At 38.7% G+C, this 14,847-nt stretch carries 16 protein-coding genes; 12 read left to right on the plus strand and 4 right to left on the minus strand.

Annotated features, from left to right (window positions below; all coding sequences use genetic code 11):
* Entirely contained in the window at positions 1–1,827 is a 1,827-nt protein-coding gene (locus IQ244_RS18820; RefSeq protein WP_193896823.1) for an N-acetylmuramoyl-L-alanine amidase, read from the minus strand.
* Between the two features lie 89 nt (positions 1,828–1,916).
* On the opposite strand from IQ244_RS18820, the gene IQ244_RS18825 reads away from it, so the two are divergent.
* The 3 genes from IQ244_RS18825 (at position 1,917) to IQ244_RS18835 (ending at position 6,082) form a co-directional block, all read left to right on the plus strand.
* Positions 1,917–3,554: a CTP synthase gene (locus IQ244_RS18825; protein ID WP_193896825.1), complete on the plus strand. Its 1,638-nt coding sequence runs from the start codon at positions 1,917–1,919 to the stop codon at positions 3,552–3,554.
* 117 nt (positions 3,555–3,671) lie between these two features.
* The gene (locus tag IQ244_RS18830; protein ID WP_015111564.1) at positions 3,672–4,094 is read left to right on the plus strand and encodes a hypothetical protein; all 423 of its coding nucleotides are present in this window, start codon (positions 3,672–3,674) and stop codon (positions 4,092–4,094) included.
* Between the two features lie 605 nt (positions 4,095–4,699).
* Complete coding sequence (locus IQ244_RS18835; RefSeq protein WP_322746088.1) at positions 4,700–6,082, plus strand: hypothetical protein; 1,383 nt, start codon at positions 4,700–4,702, stop codon at positions 6,080–6,082.
* A 3-nt stretch (positions 6,083–6,085) separates the two neighbouring features.
* Here the strand turns inward: IQ244_RS18835 and IQ244_RS18840 are convergent, their stop codons facing one another.
* Positions 6,086–6,925 carry a PD-(D/E)XK nuclease family protein gene (locus IQ244_RS18840; RefSeq protein ID WP_193896827.1) on the minus strand — a complete coding sequence of 280 codons (840 nt, stop codon included), beginning with the start codon at positions 6,923–6,925 and terminating at the stop codon, positions 6,086–6,088.
* A gap of 150 nt (positions 6,926–7,075) precedes the next feature.
* On the opposite strand from IQ244_RS18840, the gene IQ244_RS18845 reads away from it, so the two are divergent.
* The 7 genes from IQ244_RS18845 (at position 7,076) to speB (ending at position 11,583) form a co-directional block, all read left to right on the plus strand.
* Complete coding sequence (locus IQ244_RS18845) at positions 7,076–8,503, plus strand: phosphoglucomutase/phosphomannomutase family protein (RefSeq protein WP_193896829.1); 1,428 nt, start codon at positions 7,076–7,078, stop codon at positions 8,501–8,503.
* 75 nt (positions 8,504–8,578) lie between these two features.
* Entirely contained in the window at positions 8,579–8,851 is a 273-nt protein-coding gene (locus tag IQ244_RS18850) for a DUF1049 domain-containing protein (RefSeq protein WP_193896831.1), read from the plus strand.
* 102 nt (positions 8,852–8,953) lie between these two features.
* Positions 8,954–9,241 carry a BrnT family toxin gene (locus tag IQ244_RS18855; RefSeq protein ID WP_193896833.1) on the plus strand — a complete coding sequence of 96 codons (288 nt, stop codon included), beginning with the start codon at positions 8,954–8,956 and terminating at the stop codon, positions 9,239–9,241.
* Positions 9,242–9,251: 10 nt separating this feature from the next.
* The gene (locus IQ244_RS18860) at positions 9,252–9,482 is read left to right on the plus strand and encodes a BrnA antitoxin family protein (protein ID WP_228059011.1); all 231 of its coding nucleotides are present in this window, start codon (positions 9,252–9,254) and stop codon (positions 9,480–9,482) included.
* A gap of 271 nt (positions 9,483–9,753) precedes the next feature.
* On the plus strand, positions 9,754–9,885 hold the full coding sequence (locus tag IQ244_RS33005) for a hypothetical protein (protein ID WP_265578937.1): 132 nt from the start codon (positions 9,754–9,756) through the stop codon (positions 9,883–9,885).
* Positions 9,886–10,032: 147 nt separating this feature from the next.
* Positions 10,033–10,488, plus strand: coding sequence for a response regulator (locus tag IQ244_RS18865; RefSeq protein WP_193896837.1), 456 nt, complete (start codon positions 10,033–10,035; stop codon positions 10,486–10,488).
* A gap of 57 nt (positions 10,489–10,545) precedes the next feature.
* Positions 10,546–11,583 carry an agmatinase SpeB gene (speB, locus tag IQ244_RS18870; RefSeq protein WP_193896839.1) on the plus strand — a complete coding sequence of 346 codons (1,038 nt, stop codon included), beginning with the start codon at positions 10,546–10,548 and terminating at the stop codon, positions 11,581–11,583.
* 34 nt (positions 11,584–11,617) lie between these two features.
* Here speB and IQ244_RS18875 read toward each other — a convergent pair whose 3' ends face one another.
* Positions 11,618–11,890 carry a hypothetical protein gene (locus IQ244_RS18875; RefSeq protein WP_193896841.1) on the minus strand — a complete coding sequence of 91 codons (273 nt, stop codon included), beginning with the start codon at positions 11,888–11,890 and terminating at the stop codon, positions 11,618–11,620.
* A 311-nt stretch (positions 11,891–12,201) separates the two neighbouring features.
* On the opposite strand from IQ244_RS18875, the gene IQ244_RS18880 reads away from it, so the two are divergent.
* The gene (locus tag IQ244_RS18880) at positions 12,202–12,612 is read left to right on the plus strand and encodes a hypothetical protein (protein ID WP_193896844.1); all 411 of its coding nucleotides are present in this window, start codon (positions 12,202–12,204) and stop codon (positions 12,610–12,612) included.
* A gap of 102 nt (positions 12,613–12,714) precedes the next feature.
* On the plus strand, positions 12,715–13,569 hold the full coding sequence (locus IQ244_RS18885; protein WP_193896846.1) for an HIT family protein: 855 nt from the start codon (positions 12,715–12,717) through the stop codon (positions 13,567–13,569).
* 157 nt (positions 13,570–13,726) lie between these two features.
* Here the strand turns inward: IQ244_RS18885 and IQ244_RS18890 are convergent, their stop codons facing one another.
* Positions 13,727–14,620: a 2OG-Fe(II) oxygenase gene (locus IQ244_RS18890; RefSeq protein ID WP_193896848.1), complete on the minus strand. Its 894-nt coding sequence runs from the start codon at positions 14,618–14,620 to the stop codon at positions 13,727–13,729.
* Positions 14,621–14,847 lie beyond the last annotated feature (227 nt).

The raw sequence follows: 14,847 nt of genomic DNA on the forward strand, positions 1-14,847 counted from the left end.
CTACTCCACGCTTCTAAACCACTCTACAATTCCTTCTGCTAAAGTTTTAGCTAACTTTTGCTGTTCTTGGGGATTTGTCACCCAATCAAATTCATTAGGATTACTCATAAAACCCAACTCCATCAGTATTGATGGTGCCGCGGCTGGACGAGTTAAAGCGAGGTTATTCCAAAACACACCGTAAGAAGGTCGATTGAGTTTTTTAACTAGATAGTTGTGCATGAATACCGCTAGGTTATGGGCTTGGGGATTATACCAAAACATCCCAACTCCCTGAGTATTTTCCGCATCGCCGTCATCGGGTAAAGAGTTGTAATGGATGGAAAGAGCGATCGCTGGTTTTTCTTGACTGATAATTGCTTGACGCTCTGGTAAAGAAACATCTTTGTCAGAGTCTCTTGTCATCACCACTGTTGCCCCAAGTTCGAGCAAATTCTCGCGCAGTAGCTTCGATACAGCCAAATTCACATCTTTTTCCAGATATCCCGTTGGCCCAGATGCACCAGATTCTTTACCTCCATGCCCCGGATCAAGTAGAATCTTGATACCAGATAAAGGCTTGCGTCGTCGATTTTCAATAGCAGGCGGATGGCGCAAAGCTAAAACCAGGGTCGTGCCTTCATATCTCAGCTGATATCCCCACTGTTGCGCTTTTTTGAGGTTAAAGGTGTATTGCACCTGTCCCGGAGTCAGCTGCTGCCAATCCAGACGAGAAATCACAGGATCATCATCTAAACGAATAATGTCTGTTTGGGCAGTGGTATTGTAAAGTGTCAGAGTGAAAGTTTGATCACTTTGCTGTACACTCACTGGAACAGGAAACTGTAAGGGAAAAACCATCTCTGTTGCACCAGGAAGCCGACGATAGCCGACACTGCGAATAATTGTGCGTGGCGGAATTGCCCCTGGTATGATCCGAGTTTCCTTACTATTAATCCAAGCACCGTAGTCCAAACGCAACCACTCACCTTCTTTGCCTGTCACTGTAGCCTGTGTTCCTTGAGGCAGGGGAGTAAGCCGGGAATAATCGGTACTAGGCCCAGTGCGGGTTACGCCTGCATCTACTATCACCTCGGCAACGGGTAACTGTGCAGGAGAGAGAATTGCTATTTTGCCAGTTCCTGGTTGAGTAATTGTCTTACCATTCAACGTCAGTTTAAACTGAGGTTGACCTAAATCTATCTCTTGATTGGCATCTGGGACAACAGCACCAGAAATGATGTTGTTACCGTAAATTAGGCTGAAGGATTGAGAATCAGGTTGTTGCACCGTCGTGCAACCCGCATACTTGCCAGCAGACTGGGCTGTAGGTTGGTTTCTTCCCGTGAGGGCTGCCAAATTGCTTGGCAGTTGGACTTGTTGGGGTTGTGGTGCTAGAGCAACAGTTTGATTAGCGAGGTTTACGGAGACGTTAGCATTAGATGGTGCAACTGCACTAAAACAAATTAGTTCCCCTGGTAGTCTGGCAATATTCACGGTTGGAGTGAGAGAACCTGGAGCAAATTCTAACCCTCGTGGGATAACAGCCTCGGTTGCCAGCCTAGTCACTTTAATCTGAATGGTTTGATTTTTGTGACTTACTGTAAAAACATTTTCTCCCAACTGTAAAGGGAAACTAGGAGAAAAATGACCCGATTGACTGCGGTTAACGACCTGACTATTAATTAGCACCTGACCATTAGTTGGTGCTGTACCCAGAAAAAATATTTTTTCCGTACTGGTTTGGTAGTTAGGTGGTGGAAAAACAACAATAAGAGATGAATCTGCCAATGCGACAGAGGAGGTGGCAATCAAACTGAATACGACTAATCCGAAAATTCTTTTCACAACAAATCACAGAAGATTTCATGACAGTGCCTGTGGCACAATTACGGGATGTATTTTGAGAAGGCGCAAGAGAGAAATACAAAATTACTATGACTAAATTTATCTTCGTAACTGGAGGTGTAGTTTCCAGTATCGGCAAAGGAATTGTAGCAGCAAGTCTAGGACGTTTACTAAAATCACGCGATTATTCGGTGTCGATTTTAAAACTAGACCCCTATATTAATATCGACCCAGGTACAATGAGTCCCTTTCAGCATGGGGAAGTTTTTGTTACCCAAGATGGGGCTGAGACAGATTTAGATTTGGGTCATTACGAACGCTTCACTGATACCTTAATGTCACGCCTTAACAGTGTGACTACAGGCTCAATTTATCAAGCCGTGATTAATAGAGAACGACGTGGTGACTACAATGGTGGCACAGTCCAAGTAATTCCGCACATTACCAACGAAATTAAAGACAGAATTCTGTTGGTTGCCAAAGACACGAATCCTGATGTATTAATTACGGAAATTGGTGGCACGGTGGGAGATATTGAATCACTGCCGTTTATGGAAGCAATTCGCCAGTTACGTAAGCAAGTGGGACGGCAGAATGTTTTGTATATGCACGTTACCCTATTGCCTTATATTGCTTCGGCTGGGGAAATGAAAACTAAGCCGACACAGCATTCTGTCAAGGAACTGAGATCTATTGGCATTCAACCAGATATCTTAGTGTGTCGGAGCGATCGCCCGATACCCACAGGATTAAAGCATAAATTGTCTGAGTTCTGTGATGTACCGGAAAAATGTGTGATTACTTCCCAAGATGCCCTGAGTATCTATGAAGTACCGCTGATTTTAGAACGGGAAGGTTTGGCAGAGCAAGCACTCGCATTGCTGCAAATGGAACAGCGCCCACCCAATTTAACCCAGTGGCAAACAATGGTGGACAGGCTTTACAGTCCTAAGCGCACTTTGGAGATTGCGATTGTTGGTAAATATGTCCGTTTAAGTGATGCTTATTTATCCGTAGTTGAAGCATTACGCCATGCAGCAATTGCTACTCATGCTGATATGCGCTTACGATGGATAAATTCCGAAGTCTTAGAAACTGAAGCCGTCGAAAATTATCTCGAAGGCGTGGACGGTGTACTTGTACCCGGTGGCTTTGGAACGCGCGGGGTAGATGGTAAAATTGCTGCTATCAAATATGCCCGCGATCGCCATATTCCCTTTTTGGGTTTATGCTTGGGAATGCAATGTGCTGTCATTGAATGGGCTAGAGATATCTGTGGTTTATCAGATGCTAATAGTGCTGAATTTGACCCTGATACCACTAATCCAGTCATTAACCTCTTGCCAGAACAGCAGGACGTAGTTGATTTAGGCGGAACAATGCGCTTGGGTGTATATCCCTGCCAAATTCTGCCCAATACTTTGGCTGCGAAGCTTTATCAAGATGAAATGATTTATGAACGGCATCGACATAGATACGAATTCAACAATACTTATCGTCAGCTATTGTTAGAATCTGGCTATGTTATAAGTGGGACTTCACCCGATGGCCGCTTAGTGGAAATTGTCGAATTTCCGCAACACCCGTTCTTTATCGCTTGTCAATTTCATCCAGAGTTTCAATCGCGTCCTAGCAATCCCCATCCTTTATTTAAAGGATTTATGCAAGCTGCGATCGCTCTTAATTATCCTAATTCTAATCTACAAACACCTGTAGAAGTTTCTTAACCAATCCAAAACCAAGCTTGAGTCTTGAACTCAACTAAATCAACATTGACTTAGGACTGACATATTTTGTTATACAGGGTTAGCATCATTTTTCCACATTGGACTTAAGGAGATGTTGTGCCGTACTGGATGAAAATCTTTTACGAGAGGAAAGAATATGTGATTAATTTTGACCGTGTTAACGCTTTTTGCTATGAAAAAAACGGCAGAGTTACCTTTTGGTTGCCTGATAGTGCAATTCCAATTGTAATTAATCCTCAAAATAACTTAGAAGACTATCAAAAAGTTCTCAAATATCTTGAACAAGTCACCGATGTAGAACTAGACAGTGGTCATTGGGTAAAAATTATTGACGGCAAAAATGAATATGTAGTTAACCTCCATTGCATCAGTTCTTTTTGTCAAGAACCCAATGGCAGGATAACTTTTTGGTTGCCGGATGGTACTATTCCTATAATTATCAACCCTTCAAATAACCCAGATTCTTATCAAAAAGTTTTGCAGTTTGTCAAAAATACAACAGGATATTCTTTATCGTAAACTTGATTCCCAATAAGATAGCTTCTAAATGTTCATCACAAATTACTGCATCTTGTTCTAAAATTTAGCCTGATTTGTATCATTCTATATTATGAGATATTCGGATGATATTGGCTGTAGTGAAAATTGAGTAGTTATGCTTATGGATTGCGTTAGACTTTAGCTTTGCCAAACTACTAGATATTTACTTTATAAATAAGATAGAGACCATAATTTTCTGTGAAAGCTACGCCAACGACTCCCTTCAGTAACCATTGGGAATTGCTAAAAGGCTTGTGGTATAACTCTTCTTTGTTTTGACTTTTGACTTTTGCCTGATTGCACTAGTAACAGTATGGATAAGGTTCTGTAATCAACCTAAACAGCAGAACCCGTAGACACCCTCAAGACAGCTTTTCAGAATTAGGATAATCTTCCTGTATGTAGTTAATACTCCAACTTTCTCAAGACTGAAGTTGTGAAGCAATTATCAAGCTGATATTTATTATTCTGACACTAAGGAAAAAATAATTAATAAATATAGAGATGAGATTTCTGAAGTTAGCACAAACGAAATCTTGATCTCATAAAATTCATCAACCCAGTTTAAAAGTGGTAATGATCAAGTGAATGATTGGATAAATCGTAAATCCCAAAAGATTCCTAAACCGCAGGTTGCTGGTAGTCATATTCTCGTCACTAGTAATCAAGCTTATATACCTTCATACTTGACACAAAATTCTCAGCAGTCTAATGCTGAAGAAAAACAAATATATCAACATTTACTTCATTTAGTGCAAGTCAAATCTCCTAGTGAGATGATTGAACGCTGTCGAGTTTTATTTATTGAAGGTGCAGATTATCCTGAACCAGAAATCTTATTAATATTAGATAAAATTACAGCGTCTAAAACTGCTATACATGAGTTTAAATTTTTTCTTAACCGTTGCTGTCATATTTTGATTAATCGCTGGCAGATGCAACCACAATTCCATTATGCTATTCCCGAATTAATAAAATTATTTGAGTTATCACCTACTAGATCCAGAACCACAAGTTTTCGTTATCGCAATATTCGACGCTTGCGTGAATTAATTCAGATGTTTATTGTCAGTGAACAGTACTTAATTTTACGCCGATTTATCCAGGTAATGACGAAAACGACTGAGGAAAATATTGATCATGAATCTCAGCCTTTAATTACTTTAATTCGCCGCTATCCTTATTTATATGAACATTGTTTAATAAGTGATGATGCTACCTTTGAACACCAGTGGCAAGTTAAACAAATACAAGCACAGGTGCAAAAACAATTTGAAATTGATTTATCTAAATATGTGACTTACCAAGTGCGGCGTACTCAGATAATCAAAAAAGTATCAGCAGATGAAGCAGATAGGATTCTACGTCCTGTAAAAAATCCGACATTATTGAGCGATCGCCAGCTTCATGCTACTCTCCAACATTTTATTGGTAAGGTCGAGGGTAATTATACATACCCAGAATTAGCACAAAAATTTTTACACTCTAGTCAAAATGTAAATTGCTTTCGTGATTTCAAAGATGATTTGTATGAATATCTGATATCTTCAATTACTGGAGGTTCGGGAAAACGTCAGTTGCAGCAAAAGTTATCTACACAGTTTAAAAAAACACTCCCACAAGCTGATCACCAAAAACCTGATGAATTCTTAATTATGAGAACCTGTAATCAGTTATTAAATTTTTTAATTGTCGAAAGTCATTTATCGATACAACACTTAAATTTTCTCGATCTGATTACTAATCAAGGTACAATAGTCACTACCGAATTATTGCTAAAAATAGTTTTGATTTGCCGCAAAGCTAAACCACATCTCGAAAAGCGATTAGCAATTTTATTTCATAACTATGAGTCTGCTAATACTAGCGATATCAAGTGGCTAGTGCAAATTTTAGAACAAATTAATATTGCTATGGTGCTTTATTTTGGCAATATTGATATATCTTATTTTAAAGAGATTAGTTGATTCTTAAACTGGGATAATTGTGTGAGCAGAAGTAGTAACACTGGCAAATTCACAAATAGAATTAAAGGGGCAGAAACGGCAGTGGTAGCCAGGGTTAGGGGGGAATATTTGACTGAAATTACTATTTTGCTCTTGATATTTGTGCAAGTCTTCTTGATGTTTATGAGCAATGTTGGCTAATTCATCTTTTAAATTTTCAAATTCATGATTAGTGATTTTAATTAAATCAGATTTCTTACCAAGCTCTAAATTATAAAATGACGCGACTGCTTGTCTACCAGGATAAAGATAACGCGCAGCTAGTAAATAAACGAGTGCTTGTCTTTGATCAAAGGCAGATTTGCCAGTTTTGAAATCTAAAATATGTAAAGTGCGATCGCCATCAATAAAAATGCAGTCCATAGCTGCATATAAGCGGAAGCAAGAATCGCCTTGTCCAATTAAAATTGGCTTGGGAAAACCTTCATCACCTGGAGTCAATTGCAGAATATTTTTTCCCCGCAACAACGGCGCATCTTGATATTTTTTCAAAATTTGGATGACGCGCTCTTGAACTTGGTAGCTAGTATTGCTTAGTTTTAATAACTGTGCGACTTTTTCGACACCATCGGATTTGTTTAACAAATGTCTATTATGATGAAACTCATAAACGCCTTTTTGGGCGAGTATACCAATCCGCTGGGGTGCCGTAGCCTTTGTTAACAGTGCTTTAACTTCGGGTTCATGTTGACGTGCTTTAATAAACCCACGTCGCATCTGACAATGCCAGCGTTCTTGTCCTATGGCTGGGGCAATTAAAGACCAAAGGTGATAACTGGCAAAAGGTCGGTCGGGGGTTGACATCGCTAACAAGCAGTGAGAAGAAATACAGTGGGAAGAAACTTGAGCATGAGTTTTGGCTGCTCACAACTTCTTTTGATACTTGCGGCTAGGCACGCTTTGCGGGAAGCTTCCTAATAGAGTACTGAAGATGGACGGGAGAAATTGGCAACAATGAGCGTTACTAGCAATTCCGGTAAAATCAAGTTTGGGACTGATGGATGGAGAGGAATTATTGCCGATGATTTTACTTTCCCCAATGTGCGGAAAGTAACTAGAGCGATCGCAAGTTACCTCGAAACAGCCTACTCTAAAGACAGACCAGTTCTCATTGCTTACGATACGCGGTTTTTAGCTGATGAGTTTGCCCGTACGGCCGCGCAAGTCTTAGCAGACTTGGGTTGGACGGTCAAAATTACTGATCGGGATTGTCCTACACCAGTAATTGCCTACAACGCCCGCCACTTAAATTCAGCAGGGGCGTTGATGTTTACAGCCAGCCATAATCCTGCACCATATTGTGGAATTAAATATATCCCCGATTATGCCGGGCCTGCCACTCCAGAAATCACTGATACTATTGTGGCAAATATTGAAAGTGCCTCGGATGATCTGCCTAGTAACAACCCTAGCGGGTCAATTTCTATTTTTGATCCCAAACCCGATTATTTGCAATTTATCTACACATTGCTCGATGTCGAACGCATTAAAAGCGCCCATTTAAAAGTTAAATATGATGCGCTATATTCTACATCTCGCGGCTATTTAGATGAAGTTTTGCAACAAAGTGGCGTGGAATTAGAAAGTTTCCACACTTGGCGAGATGTATTATTTGGTGGCGGAATGCCAGAACCCAAAGGGGAACAACTAGAAGAGTTAGTTGCAGCTGTGCGCCGAGACCACGCTGATTTGGGTTTGGCGACAGATGGCGATAGCGATCGCTTTGGCATCGTAGATGAGCAAGGCAACGTCCTCACCCCCAATACTGTATTGTTAGTGTTAGCTAGGCATTTAATTAAAAACAAAGGTAAAAGTGGTGCAATTGTTCGCACTGTAGCGACAACTCACCTACTGGATAATTTCGCAGCTAAATATGGTTTGCCAATTTATGAAACACCAGTAGGCTTTAAATATATTGGTGAAAAAATGCGGGAAACTACCGTCCTGATTGGGGGTGAAGAATCAGGCGGTTTAAGTATCGTTGGGCATATCCCCGAAAAAGATGGCGTTTTAGCCGATATGTTAGTGGCAGAAGCGATCTCCTACGAAGGTAAACCCCTCAGTCAACTCGTCAAAGAAGCGATCGCCGAAGCTGATGGCCCCTTGTATAACCATCGTCTGGACTTACACCTCACCGAAGCCCACAAAATTGCCGTTATCGACTCCTTTACCAAAAATCCGCCCTCAGAAGTTGCGGGTATAAAAGTCAAAGAAGCCGGGCGTAAAGACGGGATTAAACTTTACCTAGAAGATGGTAGTTGGGTACTACTGCGCCCTTCAGGAACAGAACCACTGGTGCGTGTTTACATGGAAACCCATAGCCCAGAAAAACTCTCCCAAATTTCCCAAGAAATGGAGAGCATAATTGCTAAGTTAGGATAAGAGTTTAAAGCGCAGATGCACACAGATGAATATTGATAAATATCTGTGTTCATCTGTTTTAAGTTGTAATTTTTTATGAAGACAATTGCTAATTTATTAATATCTGTCGTTGTAGCTGTTTGGATAATGGCGATCGCCATTATCTCCGTCCAAAATGCCACACCAGTAGCGTTAAAGTTTTTAAGTTTTCAATCAATTCAAATACCAGTCGGTTTAGTGCTGGCTTTTAGTGCAGCTTTCGGCGTAATTGGGATAGCAGTGCTGCAACCTCTCTGGGGGCTGGCTGGTTCTGGGGATAATCGATTGGAAGAGGATGCGGAGTTTTTTGTGGATGATGAAGATTTTTGAAGATTGAAGCATCATAACTACAGCAGATGTGCTGGCCATATATATTTTCCTCGCACATTTGATTATTCTGCTCTAAATAAATTTGTGTTATGAATTGAGGTTATGAAACTTGAGTGGGATGAGCGTAAAAACCAAAGCAATATAATAAAGCATGGTTTTGACTTTGCTGACGCTTATCGGATCTTTAATTTACCAATACTTATAGACCTTGATGAGAGAAACGAGTATGGAGAAGATAGGTATATTGGTATTGGCTTACTTGATGGACGAGTTGTAGTAGTTGTTTACACTGAACCTGATGAAGAAAAAATTCGGATCATCTCATTAAGAAAAGCACTGTCTTACGAACGAAAACGCTATGAACAATACCTCAAAAACCGACTGGAATAGAATCGATGCAATGAACGACGAAGACATTGACACTTCAGATATTCCACCTTTGTCAGATGAGTTCTTCGCTAAAGCACAATTGCGGATGCCTAAGTCAAATGTAAAAATTACAGTTCAGATAGATCCTGAAACTTTTACTTGGTTCCAATCACAAGGTGAAACAGCTGAACAGCAGATGGCTGTGGCTTTAAAGATTTATGCAGAAGCACACAAAGCTTATCCAACATTTGAGAAGGAATAAGTTTTTAAAACCTCTTTTCCAGAGGAAGAGAGGTTTTTAGATGAACTTTACGACTTTCCAAAAACTTCTAAATATTTAATAATTTTTGTTAGTCTGAGATGGTGGTAAACCTCTTATATTAGAATTTAACATTCCTGGGCTGAAGCGTTGCTTTTTGAAATTAATCGACTTTATGAATGATTTTCGCGCTTCTCCCCTGAGTTTCCCTGTTGCTACTAGTTGAATCTCTTGTCAGTTTTTATCTTTTTAAAGTAACAAAAGAGGGTTATTAATGCCAATCAAGATTGATGGCGATCGCAATCATCACCCTCAAACATCACAGTATAAAAGACAAGCGATCGCACTCGTCATACTTCACCGCAACAGAAAGGCAATCGCACTCTACTTACCAAAACTGCTGTAAGACGCTCAAATATCAATCTCTCTGAAGATATGAGACTGATGTCATGGTAACTTGATTAAAGTTGCCCAGTAGTAGTCAGCTGCATACTGACTACTATTGGGAATTCCTCCGTAATTGATTAGGCCAACTAAGGAGGCACAGCTTATCATGGCAAATAATTATGAAGATTCACATCTCCAAGATGATATAGACCATTACCAATCTTTAGATGGTTTGCAAATTCTTGTAGTAGATGATAACGAAGATAGCCTTTTTTTGACTACTTTTATTTTAGAAAGCTACGGTGTGCAAGTCACAAAAGCAACATCAGCTTTAGAAGCACTGGAAGTAATCAAAAATTGCCGATTTGATATTTTGATTTTTGATATTGCTATGCCAAAAGTAGATGGATATTCCTTAATTCGCAAAGTTAGACAAATGTTACTGTTACAAAAACAGCATACACCTGCCATTGCTTTAACGGCGCTGACGTCAGAAGACAATTATAATCTGGCCTTTTTATCTGGTTTTCAAGGCTATATTCATAAACCCGTAGAAGCTAGTGTATTAATAGCTGAAATTACGAAACTTTTGATATTGCCTCAAGGGGAACATGGTGAATAATTCAGTGCGATCGCTAAAATACATACAGACAACCCAGGTAAATTCGGCAGGCGATCGATGATTAATCAACTCCAAGACTATAATCCGAGTGGCGTAGGTGAAATTAATGGCAACCTCTTCGGCTTACCATTTGATTACGAGTCCGCCAACTTAATTGTCTTTGCCGTACCTTGGGAAGTTACCGTTTCCTATGGTGCAGGTACAGCAAACGCCCCGCAACGAATCCTAGATGCTTCAACTCAACTGGATTTATTTGACTTTGACAACCCAGATGGCTGGAAACAGGGAATTTTTTTGGTTGAAATTCCCCAAGATATATTAGAAAAAAATCATTACTACCGCACCTTAGCTGCCCAAATTATTGAAAGACTAGCACAAGGTAAACCCCTAACAGATACACCCGATTTAACACCCATCCTGACAGAAATTAATCAAGCTTCTCAACAGGTGAACCAATGGTTATTTAACCAGTGTCAAGCAGCCATAAATCAAGGTAAGCAAGTTGCAGTCATTGGTGGAGATCACAGTTCTCCATTAGGTTATTTTCAGGCATTAGCAACTAAATATCCCAACTACGGCATTCTGCACATTGACGCACACGCAGATTTACGCGATGCCTATGAGGGATTTGAATTTTCTCATGCTTCTATCATGTTTAATGCTGTAAAACTACCACAAATCGCTAAGTTAGTTCAGGTAGGTTTACGTGATATTAGTCATGATGAAGTGCAAATGATTGACCAATCAGATGGTCGTATTATTGCCTACTATGACCCAACGATAAAGCAAAAACTTTATGCTGGCATCACCTGGATTGATATATGCCGCGAAATTATCAATCATTTGCCAGAAAATGTTTATATCAGCTTCGATATCGATGGTTTAGATCCGAAACTTTGCCCTAATACAGGTACTCCTGTTGCTGGTGGATTAGAATTAGAGCAAACATTCTGCCTATTGCGTGAACTAGTGAATAGCGGTAGAAAAATTATTGGCTTTGATGTTTGTGAAGTGGGTGATGCAGAGTGGGATGGTAATGTGGGTGCTAGAGTTATGTATAAGTTGGCGAATTTTATGGAATTATCCCAGCGATGAGCGCATATTACCATCAAACTTCAGCCAACATCCTCTAAGATGCTTTTGGTTGATACCACAGGGATAAATTCAACGTTGAACAGAAGTAATCTCCAGCAATAATTTGCTGCTTGTGGTCAACTATCCAATCATACAGTTGTGCGGCTCTTGCTAGTGCAACCCGTTCAGAACGGTAAAGTCGCGGACTAGGAAAGAAGACTTCGCCATTGATGTGTATCCCTGCAATCAACCAATAGTCACTGCTTTCACCCTCTGGTAAAATTTCTAGAAACCCGCTACAGTAAGGCTCGATTATTCCTATATTCATTGGTAAGCATGACAACAATCATCCTATTTAATTTACCGAGGGTTTTCCGAAATAAAAGTAGTGTAAGCTCTATTTGTTATGCTTCAGGTATTTGATCTATGATGAATCGTATATGAAGTATATCTAGTACAGTAACTTTGATGACAGCGAGCAGAAAGTAACGACTAGATTTTCCTTTCCTAGTATATTGCCGTCTCAGTTTGACTAGATGATTTATCCCAAGTTTTATAACTAATCTAAACCTGCGGCTTCTATTCCTAGCCGCAAGTATTCAAGTAATTAAAAATATTGTAACGAGAGGATAGATAACATTGACTGTTAACACACTTCTACAACGAATCAACCAACATCAATATCTGCGTGATTTACGCAATAAATTATTACATCTTCACCGGATGTTGCTAGAAACCGAACGCATTAACTATGAACAAGTTCGTGGACGAGTATCTAACACTGAACTCTTTCAACTTGTTGTCGCTGATGAGCAATTTGCTTGGCTACATCGTATTTCTGAACTAGTAGTACAAATTGATGAGATGCTCTCATCTGATCAACCCATATCGTTGGAAGATGTACAGAATTTAACTACCAATACTCGCATTTTAATTGCACCTTCAGAAGTAGGTAATGAATTTGCCAGAAAATACTATGCTGCACTTCAGAGTGAACCTAGCGTAGTATTAGCACACGCAGCAGTTTCTGAACTTTTAGCCATTAAGTAAATCAAGCACAGTGAAGGATATGTAACGTGAGTCATTTTACGAGACATATCCTTTTTATTATCAGATATGTTAAGACAGGAATGACATTAAAATCGTCATTCTATGCAGCAGCAAAAAAATCAATTCAGCCATCTCACAGCAATAGAAAGAACATACCTGTCATTTCCAGCAAAGTTATTATTGAATCAAAACCTACTTCAAGGCAAAATATTAGATTTTGGCTGCGGTTTTGGTAACGATGTTAAATTATTGCGCGAAAAAGGTTGTGACATTACAGGTTATGATCCCTATTATGTGCCTGATTACCCACATGGTAAATTTGATACAATAATTTGTTTTTATGTTTTGAATGTATTGTTTGCTGAAGAACAAACCAAAGTTTTAATGGACGTTTCCCACCTATTAAAACCAGGTGGTAAAGCTTATTATGTTGTGAGGAGAGATATTAAAAAGCAAGGATTCAGAGAACATTATGTTCATAAAAAGCCTACTTATCAATGTATTGTAAAGCTACCATTCCATTCAATTTATTTGGATGATAGCCGCGAGATATATGAATATACTCACTATAATTATCAGCGAAACTCATCGAATAACTGTATATTTTGCAACCCTTATAGAAATTTGCAACTATTAACTGAATCAGCAACAGCTTATGCAATGTTTGATGGTTATCCTGTAAGTAAAGGTCATGTTTTAGTCATTCCTAAACGTCATTTGAGTAATTATTTTGAACTACCCTTGAAAGAACAATCTGCTTGCTGGTTAATGGTGAATAAAGTTCAAGCAATTCTCAAAACAGAATTTGCACCTGATGGCTTTAATGTAGGAATGAATATCAATCGAGAAGCTGGACAAAATATTATGCACGCTAGTATTCATATTATCCCTCGTTACAAAGGTGATAATATGGCTGTTAAAAGTGGTATTAGGTATGTGATCCCAAAAACAAAATAAATATATTTTCTTTTTGGTTGTTATTACTCAAATATAGCAATCTGCTTTGATTCCTGAAATGATTTGCGTAGGAAGGGAACAGGTAAGAAGGAATAAAACTGTACTGAGTTTTTTCATAAATCAAATATGAGTCCTATAGCAGTACTATAATAAATAGCTATACTGGATATTCTTGCCAAAAAAGACATTGTTTTTGTCGCACAGAAAGATTTTGTGAAAGTTTAACTAAATCCTGATAGGGCAGAGAATTATTAATATAAAATAACTCTTTTTTTCTTCTAGAAGTGTAATCAAAAAAAATAGTAAATCTGTCTGATATTTGAGGTATTTTGCCTCGATGGAAAATGCTACCTGTGCCAGCAAAAATTACTGTACCAGAACTACCGATACAAGATTTGTAATTAGTTGATGAAATAACCTTTTGCATAGTTTGATTGGGAATATAGCCATAACTATATTTTAAAGATTGAACTATATTCGAGGTTAAAGGCAGAGGTATATATTGAAAAGGCCCCTGATTTTCGGTAACATCATTGACATAAATTATTATTTTCAATACTTTGCGGTCTTCAGGGTCTAAATGCCAAAGTCGAGAACCTTTTTCTAGTTTATTTGCCAAGTCTCTGCGAAAATATGTACCATGATATGCTATTGGTAGACCAAGATAATGCTCGATAATATTTAGTAAACGTTGTTCTAATCCCCACAAAAAAATTTCGGGGTATTCCATTATTTGCTGTGAACTAGCATGAATAACGTATTGATTATCATCACTGCTAATATCTGATTTAATCTGAGATGCAAGATGCTTGGCTTTCTGAAGAATTTGAGGATTAGCTGCAATACCCAAATTATCTAATGAAGTGATTACAACACCTTCATGATTAATTTGTTCAACTAATTCTAGGTCATCTTTTGAGATAATAGGTAAATGGGGTTTATGCTTATTAACTGCTATTTGATAAGCGATATCATTTTGATGTCTTACAAAGGGTATTTGATAAATTTGCTTCAAAATTCTTTTTTGTATTTTTGGTAACAACAAATCCATATTATTTCCTTGTATTTAATGTTTGCTAATATACTTTTACTCATGTAAATATAAGAAGTGTAATGATACACAAAAGATGTATCATTATGAAGATACATGGGGGAGCATCCACTTTTGGAAGATATACAAGTTCTGGGAGAAGATAACAACAGATAAAACAGTGTGTATGACTCGCCATGAACCAAGATAAACAAGAACGAATCAAAGCCTGCTTACAAGAATTGTCA

It is taken from the genome of Nostoc sp. LEGE 06077, assembly GCF_015207705.1.
GTDB lineage: Bacteria > Cyanobacteriota > Cyanobacteriia > Cyanobacteriales > Nostocaceae > Nostoc_B.

Coding starts and splice junctions, on each gene's coding strand:
- IQ244_RS18825 (WP_193896825.1), top strand. CDS start 1,917: ATGACTAAATTTATCTTCGTAACTGGAGGTGTAGTTTCCAGTATCGGC.
- IQ244_RS18840 (WP_193896827.1), bottom strand. CDS start 6,925: ATGTCAACCCCCGACCGACCTTTTGCCAGTTATCACCTTTGGTCTTTA.
- IQ244_RS18845 (WP_193896829.1), top strand. CDS start 7,076: ATGAGCGTTACTAGCAATTCCGGTAAAATCAAGTTTGGGACTGATGGA.
- IQ244_RS18850 (WP_193896831.1), top strand. CDS start 8,579: ATGAAGACAATTGCTAATTTATTAATATCTGTCGTTGTAGCTGTTTGG.
- IQ244_RS18855 (WP_193896833.1), top strand. CDS start 8,954: ATGAAACTTGAGTGGGATGAGCGTAAAAACCAAAGCAATATAATAAAG.
- IQ244_RS18860 (WP_228059011.1), top strand. CDS start 9,252: ATGAACGACGAAGACATTGACACTTCAGATATTCCACCTTTGTCAGAT.
- IQ244_RS33005 (WP_265578937.1), top strand. CDS start 9,754: ATGCCAATCAAGATTGATGGCGATCGCAATCATCACCCTCAAACATCA.
- IQ244_RS18865 (WP_193896837.1), top strand. CDS start 10,033: ATGGCAAATAATTATGAAGATTCACATCTCCAAGATGATATAGACCAT.
- speB (WP_193896839.1), top strand. CDS start 10,546: ATGATTAATCAACTCCAAGACTATAATCCGAGTGGCGTAGGTGAAATT.
- IQ244_RS18875 (WP_193896841.1), bottom strand. CDS start 11,890: ATGAATATAGGAATAATCGAGCCTTACTGTAGCGGGTTTCTAGAAATT.
- IQ244_RS18885 (WP_193896846.1), top strand. CDS start 12,715: ATGCAGCAGCAAAAAAATCAATTCAGCCATCTCACAGCAATAGAAAGA.
- IQ244_RS18890 (WP_193896848.1), bottom strand. CDS start 14,620: ATGGATTTGTTGTTACCAAAAATACAAAAAAGAATTTTGAAGCAAATT.